Below are 22,831 nucleotides of genomic sequence, written 5' to 3'. Positions count from 1 at the left end.
CATCATCAAGCCATGGTAGTCCGGATACGAGCCAAGAGGCTCTGCAGGCAGGCTTGATCCCGATCGGCGGCCCGCACCGCGCCGTACATATGGCGACGAATACCGCTCCCGAGGGGGCGGGCGCAGAGCATCCCCTGTCTGACAAACTCCTCGCTGGCCCAGCGCGGCAGGGCAGCGACCCCGAGCCCTGCGGCGGCCATCTGCAGCATCACTGAGGTGTTGTCCACCGGCTTGCAGCGGGTGGGCTCCACCCCGGCGGGTTGCAAAAAGCGGCTGAAGATATCCATGCGGCTGCGCTCCACCGGATAGACCAGCAGCACCTCCGCCTCCAGATCGCCCGGCTCGATGTGGCTCTGGTGGCAGAGGGGGTGATCCGGCGCCATCACCAGAGTCAGATCGAAGGCAAACAGCGGCTCGAAGTGGAGATCGCCACGGGCCTGCACATCGGAGGTGAGCAGCAGGTCGAGCTGGCCACCGAGCAGGGCATTGATGGCATCAAAGCCCGGCACCGACTCCACTTCCAGATCCACCCCGGGCCACTGGCGGCGAAATTCCGACAACAGCGGCAGCAGCCACTGGATGCAGCTGTGGCAATCAAGCGCCAGATGCAGCCTGCCCGCATCGCCGCTCTGCAGGGCCTGCAGCTGTTTCTCGGTCTGGGCCAGAGCGGGCAGGACCTGACGGGCGAGGGCGAGCAGCTGGCTGCCGGCTGCGGTTAGCACCAGAGGGCGGCTTTTGCGCAGGTAAAGCTCCAGATTGAGGCGGGTCTCCAGCTCTTTGAGCTGGTGGGAGAGGGCGGACTGGGTGAGGTTGAGGGTCAGCGCCGCACCGGCCAGCGAGCCCTGCTCGGCCAGCGCGGTCAATGTTTTCAAGTGTTTGATCTCTATCCCTGCATTGCTTGGCACTGTCATAAGATGGCTCCTTGTGAGATTGCGTATGGCGCTGAGGTTGCGGCCGGCGGTTACCCTGCTGCGCTTCTTGACTCCGGCACCTCTTGCACCTGTAAACATCGGCCTCTGCATCCTCGCGGTGAACCTGACTGGCGGTCAGTTGAGGATTATTTGAGAGCCACTTGAAGAGGATTCAATAGCCAGCGTCACCTTATCTTGTCATTTTGGATGTGTAAACATCTGGATGGCCAAATCATCCAGTTTCCCATCAGATGAATGAGCATAAGGAAATGAACCTATGACACGAGCACACACCCTGGGCTTCCCCCGTATCGGCGCCAAGCGTGAGCTGAAATTTGCCCTCGAATCCTACTGGCGTGGCGAGACCACTCAGGCCGAACTCGTTGCCGTGGGCAAGACGCTGCGTGAACGCCACTGGCAGGCCCAGCACGGCGCCGGGGTCAATCTGCTGCCGGTGGGCGACTTTGCCTGGTACGATCAGGTGCTCGGTACCAGCCTGCTGGTGGATGCGGTGCCTGCCCGTCACCGTCATGGCGAGACCGATCTCGACACCCTGTTCCGGGTGGCCCGCGGCCGTGCGCCGACCGGCCCGGCGGCGGCCGCCGCCGAGATGACCAAGTGGTTCAACACCAACTATCACTATCTGGTGCCGGAGTTCAGCCGTGATCAGCGCTTCAAGCTGGGCTGGAGCCAGCTGTTTGACGAGGTCGAAGAGGCCAAAGCTCTGGGGCTGCCGGTCAAGGCGGTGCTGCTGGGACCGGTCTCTTATCTGTGGCTCGGCAAGGAGAAAGAGAGCGGCTTCTCGCGCCTTGAACTGCTCGATCGCCTGCTCATCGTCTATCAGGAGGTCCTGGCCAAGTTGGCCGCCCAAGGGGTGGAGTGGGTACAGATCGACGAACCGGCGCTGACGCTGGACTTGCCGGACGAGTGGCGGCTGGCTTACCTCAACGCCTACGAGCGCCTCGCGGGCCCCTGCAAGCTGCTGCTCACCACCTATTTCGGTTCGGTGGCTCATCAGCGCGACATCATCACCAGCCTCAAGGTAGATGGCCTGCATCTGGATCTGGTGGCCGCCCCCGAGCAACTGGAGACCCTGGTGCCGCATCTGCCCGCCCAGTGGGTCATCTCAGCCGGGGTGATCAACGGCCGTAACGTCTGGCGTGCCAATCTGGCCAAGCTGGCGCCGACTCTGAAGGCACTGAAAGCCAAACTCGGCGAGCGGCTCTGGGTGGCCTCATCCTGCTCATTGCTGCATAGCCCGGTGGATTTGACCCTGGAGCAGGAGCTGGATCCCCAGACCCGCAGCTGGTTCGCCTTCGCCTTGCAAAAATGTTTCGAGTTGGGGCTGCTCAGAGAGTATCTGGATGGGGGCGAGCTCGACAAAATCACCGCCTACAGCCAGCCCATCGTTGATCGGGAGTCCGACAGCCGGGTGCACAAAAAAGCGGTGCAGTCACGGCTCGCCAGCCTCACCAACAGCGATTTTGATCGCCACAGCCCCTATCCGGTCAGGGCCGAGCTGCAGCGCTCGGATCTCAAGCTGCCGCTGCTGCCCACCACCACCATCGGCTCTTTCCCGCAGACCTCGCAGATCCGGGTATTGCGGCAGGATTGGCGCGCCGGTCGCATCGACGACAGCGCCTACGAGGCGGGCATTAAGGCGGAGATCCGCGATGCCATCGCGCGTCAGGAGGCCATCGGGCTGGACGTGCTGGTACATGGCGAGGCCGAGCGCAATGACATGGTGGAGTATTTCGGTGAGCTGCTGGATGGCTTTGCCATCACCCGTTTCGGCTGGGTACAGAGCTATGGCTCCCGCTGCGTCAAGCCGCCGGTGATCACCCGCGATATTGACCGCCCGACTCCCATGACCCTAGCGTGGACAAAGTTTGCCCAGAGCCTGACCGACAAGCCGGTGAAGGGCATGCTGACCGGTCCTGTGACCATCCTCTGCTGGTCCTTCCCGCGGGAAGATGTGAGCCGCGAGCAATCCGCCCTGCAAATCGGCCTTGCCATTCGCGACGAGGTGGCAGATCTGGAAGCCGCTGGCATCAAGATCATCCAGATCGACGAACCGGCGATCCGCGAAGGCTTGCCCCTGCGCAAGCAAGATCATCAGGCCTATCTCGACTGGGCGGTGCGGGCCTTCCGTCTGAGTGCAAGCCCGGTGGCGGACAGCACCCAGATCCACACCCACATGTGTTACAGCGACTTCAACCTCATCATCGAGGCGGTGGCGGCGTTGGATGCGGATGTGATCACCATCGAGACCAGCCGCAGCCAGATGCAGCTGCTCGAAGCGTTCGAACGCTTCAACTACCCCAACGAGATTGGCCCGGGCGTCTACGACATCCACTCGCCGAACGTGCCGAGCCAGAGCTGGATTGAGGGGTTGCTGCGCAAGGCCGCCAAACAGATCCCGGCCGAGCGGCTCTGGGTCAACCCGGATTGCGGCCTCAAGACCCGCGGCTGGGAAGAGACAGAAGCCGCCCTCAAGGTGATGGTCGATGCCACCAGGGCGCTGCGCGCCGAGCTGGCGTGATCAGAAGGTCGTGACCGCCATCGATAAGGTGGCGTAATGAAAAACGAACGAGAGAGGGGAAGCCACTGCTTCCCCTCTCTTTTTCCGTTGGCCACTTTTTCCACTGGATCCTGAACCTTGCCGCAGCCCGCTTTGCACTAGGCTCAGAGGTGGCAGAAGTGGATGGAGTCGCGGCCATGAGAGTCAGTCTGGGGAGTGCAATCTTGTGGGGATTGCTGATGTGGCAGAGTGTCTGGGCGGCGCCAGCGGCCGAGTTGAAGCTGGTCTACTTTGACGACTTTGCCCCATATTCGTGGCGTGACGAACAGGGCAAGATGCGCGGGCTGATGATCGACGTGATGGAGCGGGTGGCAGCGCAGATGGGGCTGCGGGTGCGCCATGAAGGTTATCCGTGGCAACGGGCGCAAAAAATGGTGCGGATGGCGCAGGCCGATGGCTTTGTCACCATCGCAACCCGGGAGCGGCGCAGCTATACCTTGGTTGTGGAAGAGCCGGTCACTACCACTGTGCTAACCATTTTTACCCAGCGCGCCCATCCCCGAATGGCGGAATTTCAGCGAGCCAGCAGCTTGAGCGATTTCAAATCACTTACCTTTCTCGACTATTTCGGTAACGGCTGGGGCAAGGAGAACCTGGCGGGCTTCACCGTTCATCACACCATCAATGTCGATAATGTTTTCAAAATGCTGGCGGCGGGTCGGGGGGACCTGATGGTGACCGACCCACTGGTGGCACGTTTCAAACTCAACCAGCTGGGATTGTCCGGGCAGGTGGTCGAGGTGCCGCTGCAGCTTGCCTCTACCCCGTTCAATCTCTGCATCGGCAAGCACTCCCGCTTCAATACCCGGATAACCGAGTTCAACCGTGCCCTGCAACAGCTGCGACAAAGCGGCGAGTTGGCGCGTATCGTCGAACGTTATCGTTGATGCGTTGCCGCCATCTGCGGTTTGCCAAGGTTTGCCAAGGGCGTGTCTATCTTGGCGTCATATCGGCGATGGTTGCCCAGAAGGCATCGATCAAGGGCCCCTTGCTGTGGGGCGGACGGATAAGGCCAATGGTCCAACAGGCTTCCCCGTCTCTCAAGGGGAGGGTGAGCACATCCGGGTGCTCTATGGTGGTGGAGGAGGGGACCAGGGTCCAGGCGATCTCGGCTGCCGCGGTGGCGACGCCAGCGGCAAAGTCGTTGACGTACTGGATATCGCGAAAACGCAGCCCGCTCTGGGCCAGATAGTTCATCAGGTGATCGTAAAACGACGGGGCCTTGTCCCGACGCAGGATCGCCAGCGGCTTGTCCACCAGATCCGCCAACTCCCTCACATCGCGGTAGCTGGCGGGCAGCACGGCGACAAAGTGTGCTTCGACCACTGGCAGGGCGTGCCACCCCTTGGGGGCGGGCAGGCGGCAAAAACCGAGATCCAGCTTGCCTTCACTGAGCGCCAGTAGCTGGTGGTGGGTAGAGAGATCGTTGAGCTCTATGGTCACTTGCGGCCGCTCGGCGCGAAAACGGGCGATGGCGGCGGGCACCAGGATTTTGGTGGCCACGCCAAAGCCGATGCGCAGGGTGCCGACATTGCCCGCCAGCACGTCGCGGGCGGTGCGCGAGAGCTGCTCGCTCTGGATGACCACAGCGCGGGCATCTTCATACAGCGCCCTGCCCAGTCCGGTGAGGCGAGTGGTGCTGGCGTTGCGCTCGAACAGCTCGCCGCCCAGCTCCTCCTCCAGTCGCCTTATCTGTTTGCTCAGGGCCGACTGGGTAACGTGCTGACGTACCGCCGCCTGGCCGAAGTGCAGCACCTCCCCCAGAGTGACGAAGGCTTTCAGATCCCGTAGCTCCATCAGGGCTCCTTTCATTCCTGTTGGGAATGTTGAGTGGTCATATTTGTCATTGGACGGAATTTTAGAAGTGATGGATGCTTATGCCAATTCATTTCGGGTGCCCCGGCACGGGGGCGCCGAGTTATCAGAGATGGCTGACACCATCAGCGCAGAAGGAGCAACACCAGATGCATCACCACAAGTTCAACGACTTCCCGAGCGATTTTCTGTGGGGTGCCGCCTCCGCCGCCTATCAGGTGGAGGGGGGCTGGAATGCCGATGGCAAGGGGCCCTCGGTGTGGGATCTCTTCACCAAGCTGCCGGGCAAGACCTTTGAGGGGAGCAACGGCGATGTGGCGGTGGATCACTACCACCGCATGGAAGAGGACGTGGCGCTGATGGCCGAGATGGGGCTCAAGGCTTACCGCTTCTCGGTGAGCTGGCCGCGCATCTATCCCACCGGTCGGGGGGAGGTGAACGAGGCGGGGCTGGCCTTCTACGAGAAGCTGATCGACACCCTCTTGGCCCACCAGATCGAACCGGTGCTGACCCTTTATCACTGGGATCTGCCGCAGGCGCTGCAAGATGAGTACGGCGGCTGGGAAGACCGACGCATTATCGAGGATTTCGAGCGCTACTGCGTGACCCTCTATCAGCGTTTTGCCGGCAAGGTGAAGTACTGGGTGTCGCTTAACGAGCAGAACTACAACCTGACTAACGCCTATCAGCTCGGCACCCATCCGCCCGCTGTGCAGGATCGCAAGCGCTTCTTCGCCGCCAACCATATCGCCTTTCTGGCTAACGCCCGGGTGATCAAGGCGTTTCGCCAGCATGTGCCAAATGGCCTCATCGGCCCGAGCTTTGCTTACTCCCCAGCCTATCCGGCGTCGTGCGATCCGAAAGATATGCTGGCCTACGAGAACGCCGAGGAGTTCAACAACCTCTGGTGGCTGGATGCCTACTGCTTCGGCCGCTATCCGCAGGCGGCGCTCGCTTACTTGCGGGAAAACGGCGAGGCGCCGGAGATCCTGCCGGGCGATATGGAGTTGCTGCGAGAGGGGACGCCCGACTACATCGGCGTCAACTACTACTACACCCTGACCTACACAGATAACCCCTTGGGCGGTCAGACCCTGCAGCGGATCAACACCACCGGCAAGAAGGGCACTACCCCGTCCAGCGGCATCCCGGGTCTTTACAAGACGGCGCCCAATCCGCACCTTGAGACCAGCAACTGGGACTGGGCCATCGACCCGACCGGGATGCGCATCGCGCTGCGTCGCCTCTCTTCCCGCTATGGCCTGCCGCTGATGATCACCGAGAACGGTCTTGGCGAGTTCGACAAGCTGGAGGCGGGCGACAAGGTGAACGATGAGTATCGCATCGATTACCTGCGCAGCCACGTCAAGGCGTGCCAGGAGGCGATGCAGGATGGGGTGGAATTGCTCGGCTACTGCGCCTGGTCGTTCACCGACATCCTGAGCTGGCTCAACGGCTACCAGAAGCGTTACGGCTTCGTCTATGTGGAGCGTGACGAGCAGGGGGGCTCCCTTCGCCGGATCAAGAAAGCGAGCTTCCACTGGTACAGCCAGGTGATTGCGAGCCAGGGTAAGCAGCTCTGACGGTTTATCGCGTCGCGTAACAAGCGGGCCCGGGCAATCCCCGGGCCCGCGCTTTTTTTGGCGGGGGAGCGGGGACAAGCCGGTTTCTCACCGTGCGACTCATCCCTGTTTACTGATTTTTGTCCTGCCAAAGCCGCCGACCCCTGCTATTATCTGCGGCCGAACATGAGCCAATAAAAATCAGGATATCGTGATGACTGACCACACTTTTATTCCCGGCAAGGACGCGGCGCTGGAAGACTCCATCGAACGCTTCCAGACCAAGCTGCAAGCCTTGGGCTTTGATATTGAAGAGGCCTCCTGGCTCAACCCCGTGCCGAACGTCTGGTCGGTGCATATTCGCGACAAAGAGTGCGCCCTCTGCTTTACCAACGGCAAGGGTGCCAGCAAGAAGGCGGCCCTCGCGTCTGCCCTTGGCGAATATTTCGAGCGTCTCTCCACCAACTACTTCTTCGCCGACTTCTATCTTGGCGAGCAGGTCGCCAACGGCGATTTCGTTCACTACCCGAACGAAAAGTGGTTCCCCATCGAGGGTGACCAGTTCCCGGCCGGTCTGCTAGACAGCTTCACCCGCAAGTTTTACAACCCGGATGGTGAAGTGACCGCCGACATGCTGGTGGATCTTCAGTCAAACAACGAAGAGCGCGGTATCGTCGCCCTGCCGTTCGAGCGCCAGTCCGATCACGAGACCGTCTACATCCCGATGAACATCATCGGCAACCTCTATGTCTCCAACGGCATGAGCGCTGGCAACACCAAGACCGAAGCGCGCACCCAGGCGCTCTCCGAGGTGTTCGAGCGCCACGTGAAGAACAAGATCATCGCCGAGGCTATCAGCTTGCCGCTGATCCCGGACGAGGTGATTGCCCGTTATCCGGGAATTGCAGCCTCCATCGCCGCCCTCGAAGCGGAAGGCTTCCCCATTTACAGCTTCGATGCCTCCCTGGGTGGCCGCTATCCGGTCATCTGTGTGGTGCTGCTTAACCCGAGCAATGGCACCTGCTTTGCCTCCTTCGGTGCCCACCCGCGCTTCGAAGTGGCCTTCGAGCGTACCGTCACCGAGCTGCTGCAGGGCCGCGGTCTCAAGGATCTCGACGTATTCGTGCCGCCGTCATTCGACAACGAGCAGGTGGCGGATCACCACAACCTCGAGACCCACTTCATCGACTCCTCGGGCCTTATCAGCTGGGATCTGTTCAAGCAAGATGCGGACTTCGAGTTTGCCGACTGGGACTTCCGTGGCACCTCGCAGGAGGAGTTCGACCACCTGATCGGCATCTTCCACGAGCTGGAGCAGCCGGTCTATATCGCCGACTACGAGCATCTGGGTGTCTACGCCTGCCGCATTCTGGTGCCCGGCATGTCCGACATCTATCCGGCCGAAGATCTGCTGCTGGCCAACAACAATATGGGAGCCAACCTGCGCGAAGTGATCCTGGCACTGCCATCACTTGATTGGGATGCCGAGCAGTACATGGCGTTGTTTGATCAACTGGATGAAGAGGGGCACGACGAGCGTACCCGTGTACGCGAGCTGCTGGGCATCGCCGCCGCCAAGGGGACCGCGCTGCACACCCTGCGCGTTGGCGAGCTGAAAGCCATGCTGGCGCTGGCCGCCGGTGAGCTGGAGACGGCGCTGGATCTCATCGACTGGACCATGGAGTTCAACCAGTCGGTGTTCACTGCCGAGCGTGCCAGCTACTACCGCGCCCTGCGCGCCTGCGTCGAGTTGTTCCTCGACGAGGAGCGGGATCCGGAGCAGTATCGCGCCGTCTTCACCCGCATGTATGGTGAAGAGACGCTGGCACAGGCATGGGCCAACGCCACTGGCGAAGCACGCTTCCACGGGCTGGAGGCGGCTGACCTGTCCCTCTCCCAGTTCCCGCTGCACCAGAAACTGCTGGCGGCTTACGAGAAGCTGCAGAAGGCCAAGCGAGCCCATCACTGGGCGTGATCGTTGCTGTAAAGGAAGGGGCCGTGTGGCCCCTTCTGTTTATCGTGCGACAAGGCACGGGATTGTTATTCAAAGATGAAATAAAAAACAAAAAATACCCCTAAGGGGGTTGATGGCAGGGCAGGGGATGTGCTGTCGATCTGCAAAGATATCTTGCCAATGCCACATTTCCATGCTCTAGAATAAATTCTTTAAAATCATTGCATTAAAAATGTGATATTTCTGTTTCAGCTGATACCTGGTGTAAAGTGGCGTAGCCATCACACTAAAATATTTGTAGTAAAATTACATTCGCACTCTGATAAACTTGATCAATGTCAATTTTGGCTATTTGGCCCTTTGTTATGATTTCAACAGGCAAAACATTCAGGTAGAAAATAATTGAAAGCTGAATCTCCATTCGATTGTCTCAAGCCCGAAGCCATCGCTGCACTGGCTGAAGACATCACCTATGCCAAGGCTACCAAGCCGGCATACAAGGTCATTCCACTGGCCATCACCGCAGGCGCTTTCATCGCCATCGCATTTATCTTCTACATCACAGTGACGACCGGAACCGGCTCCATGCCTTGGGGTATGGCCAAGTTGGTGGGCGGTCTCTGCTTCTCTCTCGGACTTATTCTCTGTGTGCTGCTCGGTGCCGAGCTGTTCACCTCCACCACCCTGACACTGGTGGCCAAGGCTGCCAATCGCATCAGCTGGGCTCAGCTGCTCAAGAATTGGGGTCTGGTCTACTTCGGTAACCTGATTGGCGGTCTGCTGATGGTGGCGCTGATCATCGTTTCTGCCGAGTACACGGCAGCAGACGGTCAGTGGGGCCTTAACGCCCTCAAAGTGGCCCAACACAAAATTCACCACACCTTCTTCGAAGCGGTGGCGCTGGGTATCCTCTGTAACCTGATGGTATGTCTTGCTGCATGGATGGCCTTTGGTGCCCGCAGCGCGACTGACAAGGTAGTGGTTATGCTGCTGCCGGTTGCCATGTTCGTTGCCTCAGGTTTCGAGCACAGCATCGCAAACATGTTTATGATTCCGGTTGGTATCGCTATCCACAGCGTGGCTAGTCCGGAATTTTGGCAGGCCATCGGCCAGGATCCGGCAACCTTTGCTGACCTGACCGTATCCAACTTCGTCCTACACAACCTCATCCCCGTGACCATCGGCAATATCATCGGTGGTGGCGTGATGGTTGGTCTGACTTACTGGTTTATCTTCCGTCGTCATCATTAAGGATGATTGCGGGATACTACATCAATACCGTGTGAGGTAATGAAAAATGGCAGAACTTAACGAACAGTTCCAAAAAGCATGGGAAGGCTTCGCGGCCGGTGAATGGCAGACCTCTGTCAACACCCGTGACTTCATCCAGAAGAACTACACCCCGTATGAAGGTGACGAGTCCTTCCTGGCTGGCGCGACCGAAGCGACCACCAAGCTGTGGGACAAGGTCATGGAAGGGATCAAAATCGAAAACCGCACTCATGCGCCGGTTGATTTTGATACTGACCTGCCCTCCACCATTACCGCACACGATGCCGGTTATATCGATCAGAGCCTGGAGCAGATCGTTGGTCTGCAGACTGACAAGCCGCTGAAGCGCGCCATCATCGCCAACGGCGGTATCAAGATGGTTAAAACTTCTTGCGAAGTGTACGGTCGTCAACTGGACCCGATGGTCGAGAAGATCTTCACCGAATACCGCAAGACTCACAACCAGGGCGTGTTTGACGTTTACACCAAAGACATCCTGAACTGCCGCAAGTCTGGTGTTATCACCGGTCTGCCGGATGCCTACGGCCGTGGCCGTATCATCGGTGACTACCGTCGTGTTGCTCTGTACGGTGTTGACTTCCTGATGGCCGACAAACTGGCCCAGTTCAAGTCCCTGCAAGCTGACCTGGAAAACGGCGTCAACCTGGAAGCCACCATCCGTCTGCGCGAAGAGATCTCCGAGCAGCACCGTGCCCTGGCACAGATGAAGGTGATGGCTGCCAAGTACGGTTGCGATATCTCCGTACCGGCCAAGAACGCCAAAGAAGCCGTACAGTGGACCTACTTCGCCTACCTGGCGGCAGTCAAGTCCCAGAACGGTGCTGCCATGTCCTTCGGTCGTACCTCCAGCTTCCTGGATATCTACATCGAGCGTGACCTGCAGAAAGGCCTGATCACCGAGCAAGAAGCCCAGGAGCTGATGGACCACATGGTCATGAAGCTGCGTATGGTTCGCTTCCTGCGTACTCCGGAATACGATTCACTGTTTTCCGGCGACCCGATGTGGGCGACCGAGACCCTGGCTGGTATGGGCGTTGATGGCCGTACTCTGGTCACCAAGAACAGCTTCCGTATGCTGAACACCCTGTACACCATGGGCCCGTCCCCTGAGCCGAACCTGACCATCCTGTGGTCCGAGAAGCTGCCGGTCGGTTTCAAGAAGTACTGTGCCAAGGTATCCATCGAGACCTCTTCCGTTCAGTACGAGAACGACGATCTGATGCGTCCGGATTTCAACAACGATGACTACGCCATCGCTTGCTGTGTATCCCCGATGATCGTTGGCAAGCAGATGCAGTTCTTCGGTGCTCGTGCCAACCTGGCCAAGACCATGCTGTATGCAATCAACGGTGGTATGGACGAGAAGCTCAAGATCCAGGTCGGTCCGAAAACCGAGATGGTCAAGTCCGAGTACCTCGACTACAACGACGTAATGGATCGTCTGGACCACTTCATGGATTGGCTGGCCAAGCAATACGTTGCTGCGCTGAACATCATCCACTACATGCACGACAAGTACAGCTACGAAGCCTCTCTGATGGCGCTGCACGACCGTGACGTATATCGCACCATGGCGTGTGGTATCGCTGGTCTGTCTGTAGCCGCTGACTCCCTGTCTGCCATCAAGTACGCCAAGGTCAAGCCGATTCGTGACGAAGATGGCGTTGCCATCGACTTCGAAATCGAAGGCGAATACCCGCAGTTCGGTAACAACGACGCTCGCGTCGATGATATCGCCTGTGACCTGGTTGAGCGCTTCATGAAGAAGATTCAGAAGCTGAACACCTACCGTGGTGCTGTTGCTACCCAGTCTGTTCTGACCATCACCTCCAACGTGGTATATGGCAAGAAGACCGGTAACACCCCGGATGGCCGTCGTGCTGGTGCTCCGTTCGGCCCGGGTGCCAACCCGATGCACGGTCGTGACCAGAAGGGTGCTGTTGCTTCCCTGACTTCCGTAGCCAAGCTGCCGTTCGCTTACGCTAAAGATGGTATCTCCTATACCTTCTCCATCGTTCCGAACGCACTGGGTAAAGATATGGAAGCCCAGAAAGCCAACCTGGCTGGCCTGATGGACGGTTACTTCCACCACGAATCCAACGTAGAGGGTGGTCAGCACCTGAACGTTAACGTGATGAACCGTGAAATGCTGCTGGACGCCATGGAAAACCCGGAGAAATATCCGCAGTTGACCATCCGCGTATCTGGTTATGCCGTTCGCTTCAACTCTTTGACCAAAGAGCAACAGCAAGACGTCATCACCCGTACCTTCACTGCTTCTCTGTAATCGAGACATAGTGAGCAAAAACCGGCGCCAAGGCGCCGGTTTTTTTATGCGTGCGATTCAGGGGGAGTAATCATCCCCTGTGAATCGCCCCCAGTTCCATCGCAACCACAACAGTTGTTACTGGGGATTTGAAGAGGATCAAGGGGAGGGGCTCACCAGGATTGACCTGGGCCCCGTCTGTAATGCGATTATGCTTTATTCGCGCTCTAAGGGGATAGGCGGTTGCTCTGCCTGCCATTGCATCAGTGTTGCTATGGCTCGTGGAACAGCTGATCAGGTTTAAGGGGTGAACAGAGGCGCCATCGCGGGTATCAAGCAATACCCATAAGCCCTTGTCTTTGGAGAATAGCGGGTTGAGCGTGTCAGCTGGCCCAGGTGATGATGTGATCGATCCATTCACCCGCCTGATCCTCGTGAATGACTTTGCCACGGACGGAATGACCAGCCTGATGCATCGCGGAACGACTGCCGGTCAGCAGAGGATGCCATTCTGGAAGAGCGTCACCTTCAGACAGCAGGCGATATGCGCAGGTTGAGGGGAGCCAGTCATATTCGGTGATCTTGTCATGGGTGATCTGCAGACAGTCAGGCTCTTTTTTGAAACGATTGGCGTAATCAGAGCACTGACAGGTCTTGGTGTTAAGCAAATTGCAGGCGACATTGGTGAAAACCAGTTCGTCGGTATCTTCATCGATCAGCTTGTTGAGGCAGCATTTTCCGCAACCATCGCAGAGGGATTCCCATTCGGATTCAGTCATCTGCTGCAGACTCTTGGTCTGCCAAAAGGGGGCTTGCATCATACCGCTCACTTATTACACCTGATAAAACGCGTGGTTATACCCCTTGTTACCCGGTATTTCAAGGAGAGGGTCACTCCGGTGGGCAAATTGTCGTGATCAGCTCAAATGAATGCAATGACTTTCAGCCTCATCATATTGCTCAAACGGGTTCGCTGGTGGGCAGGAAGTCCCGCAGGTTTGAATACTTGGGCTGCATGATTGTCCAGTTCAGGTTTTATTTTCTGCTTCTTTATCCGTTACATCTTTTGATGTTTGTCTGCTTGCAGCAAGCAGGGTCAAATGATCTCCGATGCCTACCGTCAGGCTGTTGCAAGCTTGTCTTTCAAATAAAGCCGCTGGTCACATATTGTTTGCGCCCTTCTGTCACTGCGACCCGCGGGAGAGCCTGCGTAGGCGTTCGTTTTTTGTCTTAATGATTGAGATAGATATCTTGCTCTGAATAAGCCAGCAGAGGTGTGCCGAGGTTAGTCCGTTTCGCGCCAAAGAAGCGGGTGAGTACGCCAGATTGCTGTCCCAGTCGCTGCAGCTTGACGTGATCCAGCTCGATCTGCTCGGGTAGCCAGGTAAATACGGCGGCGCAGTGACCATTGCCCAGACTGCGCTCCAGGGTTTGCTGCCAGTTCTTGATTTTGGGGCTATGTACCACCAGCACTCTCTTGGGATCGATACCTCGCTCTTCCAGACAGCTGACTGTGGGGCGTCCCGGCGGGGCGATCAACAAGATCCAGCCGGTATGAGAGTCACCTAACTTGCTCAGTTCGCTCAGAAACTGATCATCAGACTGGATAGTCACACCATCATGAGCCAACTCCGCTTTGCAGGCGGTTCTGGTTGGCCAGGGCTTGCTCATGACACGATTCATCGCAAAGGGCAGTGAGTGCAGGGGCTGGTTCATATATGGGATTCCTGTATGAATATCCAAGCTGTATGTGTATACAGTAGTTATATCCTGTGGCAGTGACAAGGTGTTTTTGCTGAAAAATGTGATGGTGTTAGCATGTGACGTTAGTAAGACTATGTTTTTAAAAGTTATTTAATATAAAACTGGCTGGGTGTTTTTCGTACTATGGACAAACCTTGCGTAACCACCCATGGTTATACAGGTCATTTACAGGAGGTGCCGCCATGGATATCAGTACCTTGCAACGTCTTGATGCCAACATCTTGCTGGGCATCATCAATGAGAAGCTAAGGCTTGAGTGTGACGGGTTGGAGGAGTTGCTGGCCTATTACGATATGAGTGAAGAGCAGTTGGCAGGGCGTCTGGATCAGATTGGGTACCATTACGATCCATTGAGCAATCAGTTCAAAGCACATCTTTAAGGATGCAATGATTGCTTCATATTTATACGGTAATTTTTCAGGCACATTGAAACCGGTTTCAATGTGCCGTCTTGCTGCCTATTTTCAGGGATTTTCAAGGCTTGGCAATCTCTGAAAACCTATTCATGCCAGAATATTTTTATTTTTTCATTAAGCTTATGATAATAAAGGGAATGTTTGTTTTTGTGCGATCAATTTAAGGAAAGGGTTTTCAAGCTTTTCAGGCTGTTTTTATCGGTTAAAGTGTGACTTGCGTTAACTTTTAATTCTGCCGCTTTAGTTAGTATTCTCACGCCGGTACATATTTTGAGATAACAACAGCGCCGGTCCCGCAAGCGGGATAACAATTTTATTTGTAACGAAGGAATATGGTTTATGGCTACCAAGAAGAAGACAGACCAGGATCTCCAACTGGATAAAGATCAGCTCAAGGCGAGTATCGTGCGTCACCTGCGTTCTACCTTGGGAACAAGCGAACAGAAAGCCTCTCCCGAAGCGTGGTGGAAAGCCACTGCGGCGGCCGTCAATGAACAGGTGTACGAGCGCCTGACCCGCACTCAGCAGACTCATTTCAAGAAAGATACTCGTGCGATTCACTACCTCTCTGCTGAATTCCTGATGGGAAGATTGACCTCCAACAACCTGCACAACCTCTCCCTCTACAAGACTTGCGAAGAGGCGCTGGGCGAACTCGGCCTGGAACTGACCGACCTGTGCGAACAAGAGCCGGATATGGCACTTGGCAACGGCGGCCTGGGTCGTCTGGCTGCCTGCTTTATCGACTCGCTGGCCACCCTGAACTATCCGGCGGTTGGTTACGGTATCCACTACGAACACGGTCTGTTCCGTCAGGAAATTCAGGATGGTCGCCAGATTGAGCGCCCAGACTCCTGGCGTGAATATGGCAACCCCTGGGAGATCTGCCGTCCCGAGTCGGTGCAAGAAGTGCCGCTCTATGGCTACGTCGAGACCGTGTTTGGTGACAATGGCGGCCTGAAGAAGGTGTGGCACGCCGGTCGCAAGATTAAAGGGGTGCCTTGGGATATTCCGGTGGTCGGTTTTGGCGGTCACACCGTCAACATCCTGCGTTTGTGGGAATCCCGCGCCTCCGAGTTTTTCGACTGGGACGTATTCAACGCCGGTGGTTATATCGACTCCCAGGCTGAGAAAGCCCAGGCCGAGACCATATCCAAGGTACTCTATCCGAACGATGAGACCGATGCCGGTAAAGAGCTGCGTCTGATCCAGCAGTACTTCTTCTGTGCTTGCTCCATCAAGGACATCATGCGCCGCTACAAGCGGGTGCATGGCGCCGACTTCAGCAACTTTGCCGCGCAAATTGCCATTCAGCTCAACGATACTCACCCGACTGTCGCCATCCCGGAACTGATGCGGGTACTGGTTGACGAGGAAGATCTGAACTGGGATGCCGCTTGGGCCATCTGCTATCAGGTCTTCTCTTATACCAACCACACTCTGCTGCCGGAAGCGCTGGAGAAGTGGTCGGTCAGCCTGTTCGAGAAAGTACTGCCTCGCCATCTGGAGGTGATTTACGAGATCAACGCCCGCTTCCTGAACGAGTTGGTGGAGCCCAAGTGGCCGGGCAACGACGCCATCAAGGCCAAGCTCTCCATCATCGAAGAGGGGGCCGTGCGCAAGGTTCGCATGGGCAACCTGTGCGTGATCGGTTCGTCCAAGGTGAACGGTGTGGCCGAGATCCACTCCAAGCTGGTGAAGGAAGATCTCTTCCCCGAGTATGCCGAGCTGTGGCCGGAAAAAATGTGCAACGTGACCAACGGGGTAACCCCGCGTCGCTGGCTGCTGGCCTGCAACCCGGAGCTGGCGGGTCTCTACAACGAAGTGGTCGGCAAGGAGTGGCCGCTGCAACTGGACAAACTGCGTGGCGTGGTGAAATTTGCCGACGACAAGGCGTTCCAGCAGCAGTTCATGACCATCAAACGTCATAACAAAGAGAAGCTGGTCAAGGTCATCAAAGACGAAACCGGTATCGATGTCAGTGCCGAGGCGATCTTTGACGTTCAGATCAAGCGTCTGCACGAGTACAAGCGCCAGCAACTGAACCTTATTCACATCATGGCACTCTATCGTCGTCTGCTGGCCAACCCGGACTATGACATGCATCCGCGTGTGTTTATCTTCGGCTCCAAAGCGGCGCCCGGTTACAAGCTGGCCAAAGACATCATCTATGCCATCAACAAGCTGGCGGATCGGGTCAACAACGATGCTCGTATCCAGGGCAAGCTGAAAGTGGTGTTCATGCCGAACTACCGCGTGAGTCTGGCCGAGAAGTTGATCCCGGCGGCAGATGTCTCCGAGCAGATCTCTACTGCTGGTTACGAAGCATCCGGTACCGGCAACATGAAGATGGCACTCAACGGTGCAATCACCATCGGGACGCTGGATGGAGCCAACATCGAGATCGCCGAAGAGGCGGGGGCCGAAAACTGTGCCATCTTCGGTCTGAACGTGGACGAAGTGAAGTCGCTGAAGGCGCGCGGTTATAATCCGTACGACTTCTACTATGCCAACTCCGAGCTCAAGGCCGTGCTGGACTGGTTTGATACCGACTACTTCACGCCGGGTCGTCCGGGTGAGCTGGCCTCCATCAAGCGCTCTTTGCTGGAAGGGGGAGACCCTTACCTGACCTTGGCGGACTTCCAGTCCTACTCGGATGCACACAAGCTGATCGATACCTGGTATCGGGATCCGGCGCTGTGGGCGAAGAAGGCTATCATCAACTCGGCCACCATGGGTAAGTTCAACTCAGACCGTTCCATCCAGGACTATGTGGATCGTATCTGGAAGCTGAAACCCTGCAACATCGGTTGATCACCTCTTAATATGAGAACCCCGCTATGCGGGGTTTTTTTATAGCTGCTTGGATTCGTAAATATTTGTACACCATTTGCAAAAAGCTTGATCATCTGTGATAGATGTACAGGGCATCACATATTATTTTAATGTCGTTATTACCAGCCTTTCCCGGGAACACCTCATCTCATGGCACCCGTATCGCTCATAAGTCTGAAGTCATCATCATGTGTACTCTCGCTGCTGTCGCATGGCACAAGCTGACGATGGTCAGGGATGTGACAGATGGCCGTTGGGGTGCAGGAAAAGAGAAAGCCCCGATGATACGGGGCTTTGTTGGAACCTGGTGTTGATTGAGGAGCCCGGCGAGCGAGCCACCAGCCATCAATGCAGTATGTCGCCCATAAAATAGGCAAGCAGGGTCAAAATGACGGTGAAGACCAGGTTCAGCACCAGGCCGGCCCGCATCATTTCACGCTGCTGGATATGGCCGCTGGCGAAGACAATGGCGTTGGGCGGGGTAGCCACTGGCAGCATGAAAGCGCAGGAGGCACCGACAGCGATCAGCACGGATACGACAATGGGAGAGACTCCCAGTGCCTCTGCGACTCCGGCAAACAGTGGAACCAGCAGAGCGGCGGTAGCGGTGTTGGATACCAGCTCGGTCAGGAACACCACGAAGGTGGCAAGACAGAGCAGGATGACGAAGATCGGCATGGTGGCCAGACCGTTGGATAGGTGCTCCGCCAGGAAGGCGTTGGCCCCGGTCTGCTTAAGGATGGCGCTCAGGGTCAAGCCGCCACCAAACAGCATCAGTACTCCCCAGTCGGTGTTCTGGTTGATGTCATCCCAGCTAGCTACCCGGCTGACGGCGATGGCGATGATGGCTCCCATGGCGATCAGTGTATCAAATTGAGGTATTCCTCCCAGCGCCTGGGCAATAGGCTGGGAGCCAATCCACAACAGCACTGTGGTCAGAAATATCAGCATGGTCACCTTGCGTTGGCCGGTCCACTCTATGGTCACTCGCTCTGTGCTGACCTGATGTGAGAGGTTGGGGCGGGTTACCAGATAGAGCAGCCCGATGCCTACTGGCATGAAGATGAGGACAACAGGAATGCCAAATTTCAGCCAGTCAGTGAAGCCCAGCCCCATCTGGGCGGCCGCAATGGCATTGGGCGGGCTGCCTACCAGGGTGCCGATGCCGCCAATACTGGCGCTGTAGGCAACACCAAGCAATACGAAGACCAGTGTGCGGCGCTCCTTGTGAATGTCGAGACCTTTGAGCATGCCAAGGGCCAGCGGCATCATCATGGCGGCGGTAGCGGTATTGCTGATCCACATGGAGAGTGCCGCAGTAATACTGAAGAGTACGATGGCAGCCCAGCCGAGGTGTCCCTTGGCGAGCTGCATCACCTTACCGGCAATCTGGGTGTCTAGCCCCTGTTTGGATAGCGCTGCCGCCAGGGCAAAACCGCCAAAGAAGAGGAACAACACCGGGTTTGCGAAGTCGGTCAACGACTTGCTCATATCAAACACCCCGAGCAGGGTGGCAAGTACCGGGATGGAGATCGCGGTGATAGTGATGTTGACCGCTTCGGTCAGCCAGAGAATAGCTATAAAGACCAGAATGCCCAGCCCCTTGTTGACCATAGGATCAAAAGGGAGCCAAGCGAGCATGATGCATAGCAGGAGCAGATCCAGGATCACGATCCCGGTCTTGATATCCAGCCAGCGAGATGGAGCAGAGGGTACAGCTGATGTGTGCATAATGTTCTCTCGGTTAATTTATGGTTGTTTTTGTGTTGCCGAGATTACATCCATTCACTTGTTTGAAACAGACTCACATGTTGAAAATCAGCCTCTACTCACATACTCATTGATAAAAATGAGGAAATGAACACATAAATAAAACATGTGCGAAATATAAATCAAACATCCATGAACGGTTCCAGCCACTGCTTGAACATGTTCTTGGGCAGGGATCCATTTATCTGGTTCACCACTTTACCCTGTTTGAAGACCATCAGGGTGGGGATGCTGCGAATGGCGTAACGGGCGGCAATGGTGCTCTGCTGCTCGGTATCGACTTTGACAAAGCGCATCCGTGGTTCGAGTTCATGGGCAACATCATGAAATACTGGAGCAAACTGCTGGCAAGGGCCGCACCAGCTGGCCCAAAAATCGACAACGACCGGAATATCGGAGTTGATCAGGGTATCGAAGTTATCCGCCTTCCCGAGGCAAGGGGTTTGGCTGAACAGGGACGCCTTGCAGTGCCCACATTTGGCGGAGTGGGTTACATGGGTGGAGGGCAGGCGGTTTCTTGTAAAGCAGTGGCTACAATAAGTAGTGATAAATGACATAATAGTCTCCTTGAAGATCGGTTCTGGTGGCTGTGATGAAAATAGTGCCAGAGTTAAAATAGTGAAATAACGTTAACACAGCGCTCGGCTGGGATGGACACTTCCACTCCGAGCTCTGCTCAAGCCGGACAATTCAGCGGCCATTATAAGTAGAGAGTCAAAACGGGATGAATAAAGGATCACGGAAGAGCCCTGTGGTACTGCTGCTTGTTGCTGCCTTGTTGCTCGGCTTCTCGGTTCTTTGCTGGCAACTGCTTAGTCAACAGCAGCGTGCATACAGCCTGAATCAGGCAGCGGAGGCAGTGCTGAACCGGATCAACACCGACAGTGTTTACCTGCTTGGTCGTGAGAGTGCCAATGATAGCAATGTTCAGCAACGGCTCGTCCAGTTATCCGGTATCCTCGATAGCTTTGTTCACAGGGTTCGTAGTGATGCTGAGGTTGAGCAAACGCCTCTTTCACAGAGGTTGCTGCAGGATTTGGATCTCTACCAGATGGAGCTGGCCAGACTGTACAGCATGGAAAAGGCGGTGGAATATATCGTGCAACCCTTTCAGCATCAGCTTGAGAAGGTACGCGCTATCACGCCGGCAGAGAGCCTCTTGCATCGTGATCTCAATGAGTTGGCCCAACTCAGCCATTTTTTGCAACACAGCGCCGATAACCAGTATCAGCAACAGCTGAGCTTGTTGCAGCGTGCTCTTGCTTCCCATTACGGCTCGCAACCCGAGGTGATCACCTTGGTTAACCTGAGCAAGGATTTGAGTCGTCAGGTGATGGCTTATCATACCCTGCGCCATCGTCTCATCGATATGCAGGTGAGCGATAACCTGGTGCGCTGGAAGATGGATAAGCTGGAGCGGGCTTCATCATTGCTGAACCGCTTCTATTTAATGGTGCTTGGCGGTGCCTTGATCAGTTTTGTGCTGGTGGCCTATACCCTATGGCGTCGTAATCAGAAGTTGAGCGAGTTGTCCCGTCAGACGGCCTTGCTGGCACAGGCCAAAAGCGATTTTCTGGCCAATATGAGCCACGAGATCCGCACCCCCATGAATGCCATCATCGGTTTCAGCTCACTGGCACTGCAGACAGAGCTGGATCAGCAACAACGGGACTATCTGGGCAAGATAAAGTCTTCATCAGATACCTTGCTGCTGCTTATCAACGACATTCTCGATCTGACCAAGGTGGAGTCCGGCAAGCTGACGTTGGAGGAGATCGACTTCGATCTCAGCGAGCAGCTCGACTCGCTGGCGGGCATGTTTGCCGATCTGGCGGAGCGCAAACATGTGGAGGTGATCATTCGCAAATCGCCGGAGGTGCCTGTCTTCTTGCGTGGGGATCCTCTGCGGCTGGGGCAGGTTCTGGTCAATCTGGTGAACAATGCCATCAAATTCACCGAACGTGGTGAGGTCGAAGTCTCCATCGATCTGGCCAACTCCCATCCAATGCGGATCCGCTTCAGTGTGCGCGATACCGGCATCGGCATTGCCGAAGAGAAGCAGACCCAACTGTTTCAGGCGTTTACCCAGCTGGAGGCGGGCAATACCCGCAAATATGGCGGCTCGGGTCTTGGGCTCAATATTTCCCAGCGGCTGGTGGAGCTGATGGGGGGGCGGATCACCGTAGAGAGCAAGCCTGGCGTCGGCTCTCTGTTCAAGTTCGATATCCCGATGGCGCAGGCGGTCTACGGTGTGGCTGGACGGAAAGTTTTCTTCGAAAACCAGCCGCTGGTGATGGTGATGGATGACAACGAACTGGTGCTGGATCTGGCTCGGGACATCCTGACTCGGGCGGGTGTGCGAGTGCTGCCGGTCAACTCCCTTTCCCGTGCCCGTCAATTATTGCGTGAAGAGGGGCCCAATCTGCGGTTGGCAATCCTCGACTGGCGCATGGGGCAGGAGGATGGGCTCGATCTGGCGCTGGAGATGTATCAGCACAGCCAGTGGCGGCGGATACCCATCCTGATGATCAGCGCCTGGGCCAGAGAGGGGCTGCACGCCCGGATGGACAGCATGGGGCTGACCCATTTTCTGCCCAAGCCGATGACCGAGAATGCCCTGCTGGCCAAGGTGGACGAGTTGCTCAATGGCAGCTCTTATGAACTCAATCTGCGCAAGGCAGAGGCTCAGGGGGATCAGCAGCACTTCAAATCCCTGTTGCAGGGTACCCGAGTGCTGTTGGCCGAAGACAACCGGGTCAATCAGCAGCTCATCATCGAATATCTACGTCGGGTCGATGCGGTAGTGTGCGTGGTTAACAATGGTCGCGAGGCGGTGGAGCGGGTTGCCGAGCAGCCTTTTGACGTGATCCTGATGGACCTGCAGATGCCGGTGCTGGACGGACTCGATGCCACCCGCCAGATCCGCAAAATGGTCGACAAGCACGATGTGCCCATCATAGCCCTCACTGCCAGCGCCATGCATGGAGACAAGGAGCGCTGCCTGGGGGTGGGGATGAATGGTTACGTCACCAAGCCGGTGAGCAAGCTGGATCTTTACAACAACCTGCTGCAGTGGGTGAAGCCGCAAGGGGTGGAGCAGGCGGGGATCATGGAGGTGAAACCGCCGGATATGATGGGGATCCTCGATCTGCAGGATGCCCTCAAGCGGCTGGAGCAGGACAAGGAGGCATTGCAGATCCTGTTCAAGCTGTTTATGTCGGAGCACAAGGACGATCTGTGGGAGATCCGTTCCGCCTTGCGCCGTCAGCAGCCCGAGGTGGCCAGCAAGCTACTGCACACCCTCAAGGGGGTGTCTGCCAATATCTCGGCGGCCCGTCTGCAATTGGTGGCTGGCGAGCTGGAGTGGCGCCTGCGGCAAAACGAGGTGCTGAGCGAGGCGGATCTGGAGCAGTTGCAACAGGTCTTCAGCCAGACCCGGGAAGAGGTGTCACACTTCCTGTTGACCGGTGAGCAGCATGAAAATTCGTATAATCCCTATTCATCAGGGGATGATCGCATGTCACAGTGAATTAAATAGTAATTATTCTCAACCATCCCAGTTCGGGATATGATGAGCTTTCGTTCAAATCGCCTCCAGCCGGAGGCGATTGTTTTCATTGTTCTATTTCTGCGTGGCTTCTCTGATGGCCGCTCCTTGGAGCGG

15 protein-coding genes are annotated in these 22,831 nt (G+C 56.5%); 9 read left to right on the top strand and 6 right to left on the bottom strand.

Going from position 1 to position 22,831, the window contains the following annotated elements; all coding sequences use genetic code 11:
* Positions 1 to 5: 5 nt before the first annotated feature.
* Positions 6 to 911, bottom strand: coding sequence for a LysR substrate-binding domain-containing protein (locus tag G5533_RS15015; protein ID WP_441254978.1), 906 nt, complete (start codon positions 909 to 911; stop codon positions 6 to 8).
* A 277-nt stretch (positions 912 to 1,188) separates the two neighbouring features.
* Between G5533_RS15015 and metE the strand changes: the two genes are divergently transcribed.
* Positions 1,189 to 3,453: a 5-methyltetrahydropteroyltriglutamate--homocysteine S-methyltransferase gene (metE, locus tag G5533_RS15010; RefSeq protein ID WP_421255437.1), complete on the top strand. Its 2,265-nt coding sequence runs from the start codon at positions 1,189 to 1,191 to the stop codon at positions 3,451 to 3,453.
* Positions 3,454 to 3,629: 176 nt separating this feature from the next.
* A complete protein-coding gene (locus G5533_RS15005) occupies positions 3,630 to 4,379 on the top strand; it encodes a substrate-binding periplasmic protein (protein WP_441254977.1) in 750 nt (249 codons plus the stop codon).
* Positions 4,380 to 4,425: 46 nt separating this feature from the next.
* Here G5533_RS15005 and G5533_RS15000 read toward each other — a convergent pair whose 3' ends face one another.
* Positions 4,426 to 5,289, bottom strand: a complete 864-nt coding sequence (locus G5533_RS15000; RefSeq protein ID WP_021231364.1) for a LysR family transcriptional regulator — start codon at positions 5,287 to 5,289, stop codon at positions 4,426 to 4,428.
* 167 nt (positions 5,290 to 5,456) lie between these two features.
* Between G5533_RS15000 and G5533_RS14995 the strand changes: the two genes are divergently transcribed.
* From G5533_RS14995 to pflB, 4 genes are all read left to right on the top strand, one after another.
* Positions 5,457 to 6,890: a glycoside hydrolase family 1 protein gene (locus G5533_RS14995; protein ID WP_021231363.1), complete on the top strand. Its 1,434-nt coding sequence runs from the start codon at positions 5,457 to 5,459 to the stop codon at positions 6,888 to 6,890.
* 193 nt (positions 6,891 to 7,083) lie between these two features.
* The gene (gene ycaO, locus G5533_RS14990) at positions 7,084 to 8,844 is read left to right on the top strand and encodes a 30S ribosomal protein S12 methylthiotransferase accessory factor YcaO (RefSeq protein ID WP_005352574.1); all 1,761 of its coding nucleotides are present in this window, start codon (positions 7,084 to 7,086) and stop codon (positions 8,842 to 8,844) included.
* A gap of 381 nt (positions 8,845 to 9,225) precedes the next feature.
* Positions 9,226 to 10,074, top strand: a complete 849-nt coding sequence (gene focA, locus G5533_RS14985) for a formate transporter FocA (RefSeq protein WP_005333620.1) — start codon at positions 9,226 to 9,228, stop codon at positions 10,072 to 10,074.
* A 46-nt stretch (positions 10,075 to 10,120) separates the two neighbouring features.
* Positions 10,121 to 12,403, top strand: a complete 2,283-nt coding sequence (gene pflB, locus G5533_RS14980; protein WP_005352571.1) for a formate C-acetyltransferase — start codon at positions 10,121 to 10,123, stop codon at positions 12,401 to 12,403.
* Between the two features lie 362 nt (positions 12,404 to 12,765).
* Here the strand turns inward: pflB and G5533_RS14975 are convergent, their stop codons facing one another.
* Positions 12,766 to 13,200: a YcgN family cysteine cluster protein gene (locus tag G5533_RS14975; RefSeq protein WP_421255472.1), complete on the bottom strand. Its 435-nt coding sequence runs from the start codon at positions 13,198 to 13,200 to the stop codon at positions 12,766 to 12,768.
* Positions 13,201 to 13,612: 412 nt separating this feature from the next.
* The gene (locus G5533_RS14970) at positions 13,613 to 14,098 is read right to left on the bottom strand and encodes a cell division inhibitor (RefSeq protein ID WP_421244962.1); all 486 of its coding nucleotides are present in this window, start codon (positions 14,096 to 14,098) and stop codon (positions 13,613 to 13,615) included.
* Between the two features lie 230 nt (positions 14,099 to 14,328).
* Here G5533_RS14970 and G5533_RS14965 point away from each other — a divergent pair, with 230 nt between their 5' ends.
* Complete coding sequence (locus G5533_RS14965) at positions 14,329 to 14,526, top strand: DUF4250 domain-containing protein (RefSeq protein ID WP_005333612.1); 198 nt, start codon at positions 14,329 to 14,331, stop codon at positions 14,524 to 14,526.
* A gap of 375 nt (positions 14,527 to 14,901) precedes the next feature.
* Positions 14,902 to 17,376, top strand: a complete 2,475-nt coding sequence (locus G5533_RS14960; protein ID WP_216978915.1) for a glycogen/starch/alpha-glucan phosphorylase — start codon at positions 14,902 to 14,904, stop codon at positions 17,374 to 17,376.
* Between the two features lie 366 nt (positions 17,377 to 17,742).
* Here the strand turns inward: G5533_RS14960 and G5533_RS14955 are convergent, their stop codons facing one another.
* Positions 17,743 to 19,128 (bottom strand): SLC13 family permease, encoded by a 1,386-nt coding sequence (locus G5533_RS14955; protein ID WP_421249919.1) that lies wholly within the window; start codon positions 19,126 to 19,128, stop codon positions 17,743 to 17,745.
* Positions 19,129 to 19,289: 161 nt separating this feature from the next.
* Entirely contained in the window at positions 19,290 to 19,724 is a 435-nt protein-coding gene (gene trxC / locus G5533_RS14950; protein ID WP_421255435.1) for a thioredoxin TrxC, read from the bottom strand.
* 167 nt (positions 19,725 to 19,891) lie between these two features.
* Between trxC and G5533_RS14945 the strand changes: the two genes are divergently transcribed.
* Positions 19,892 to 22,696, top strand: a complete 2,805-nt coding sequence (locus G5533_RS14945) for a response regulator (RefSeq protein ID WP_421223189.1) — start codon at positions 19,892 to 19,894, stop codon at positions 22,694 to 22,696.
* Positions 22,697 to 22,831 lie beyond the last annotated feature (135 nt).

Origin of the sequence: Aeromonas sp. A600620, assembly GCF_029479985.1 — a bacterium.
Classification (GTDB): domain Bacteria; phylum Pseudomonadota; class Gammaproteobacteria; order Enterobacterales; family Aeromonadaceae; genus Aeromonas; species Aeromonas veronii_A.
The sequence above is the reverse complement of the archived record's forward strand: the minus strand, read 5'-3'. Positions and strand labels throughout refer to the sequence as shown.

Coding starts and splice junctions, on each gene's coding strand:
- G5533_RS15015 (WP_441254978.1), bottom strand. CDS start 911: ATGACAGTGCCAAGCAATGCAGGGATAGAGATCAAACACTTGAAAACA.
- metE (WP_421255437.1), top strand. CDS start 1,189: ATGACACGAGCACACACCCTGGGCTTCCCCCGTATCGGCGCCAAGCGT.
- G5533_RS15005 (WP_441254977.1), top strand. CDS start 3,630: ATGAGAGTCAGTCTGGGGAGTGCAATCTTGTGGGGATTGCTGATGTGG.
- G5533_RS15000 (WP_021231364.1), bottom strand. CDS start 5,289: ATGGAGCTACGGGATCTGAAAGCCTTCGTCACTCTGGGGGAGGTGCTG.
- G5533_RS14995 (WP_021231363.1), top strand. CDS start 5,457: ATGCATCACCACAAGTTCAACGACTTCCCGAGCGATTTTCTGTGGGGT.
- ycaO (WP_005352574.1), top strand. CDS start 7,084: ATGACTGACCACACTTTTATTCCCGGCAAGGACGCGGCGCTGGAAGAC.
- pflB (WP_005352571.1), top strand. CDS start 10,121: ATGGCAGAACTTAACGAACAGTTCCAAAAAGCATGGGAAGGCTTCGCG.
- G5533_RS14975 (WP_421255472.1), bottom strand. CDS start 13,200: ATGCAAGCCCCCTTTTGGCAGACCAAGAGTCTGCAGCAGATGACTGAA.
- G5533_RS14970 (WP_421244962.1), bottom strand. CDS start 14,098: ATGAACCAGCCCCTGCACTCACTGCCCTTTGCGATGAATCGTGTCATG.
- G5533_RS14965 (WP_005333612.1), top strand. CDS start 14,329: ATGGATATCAGTACCTTGCAACGTCTTGATGCCAACATCTTGCTGGGC.
- G5533_RS14960 (WP_216978915.1), top strand. CDS start 14,902: ATGGCTACCAAGAAGAAGACAGACCAGGATCTCCAACTGGATAAAGAT.
- G5533_RS14955 (WP_421249919.1), bottom strand. CDS start 19,128: ATGCACACATCAGCTGTACCCTCTGCTCCATCTCGCTGGCTGGATATC.
- trxC (WP_421255435.1), bottom strand. CDS start 19,724: ATGTCATTTATCACTACTTATTGTAGCCACTGCTTTACAAGAAACCGC.
- G5533_RS14945 (WP_421223189.1), top strand. CDS start 19,892: ATGAATAAAGGATCACGGAAGAGCCCTGTGGTACTGCTGCTTGTTGCT.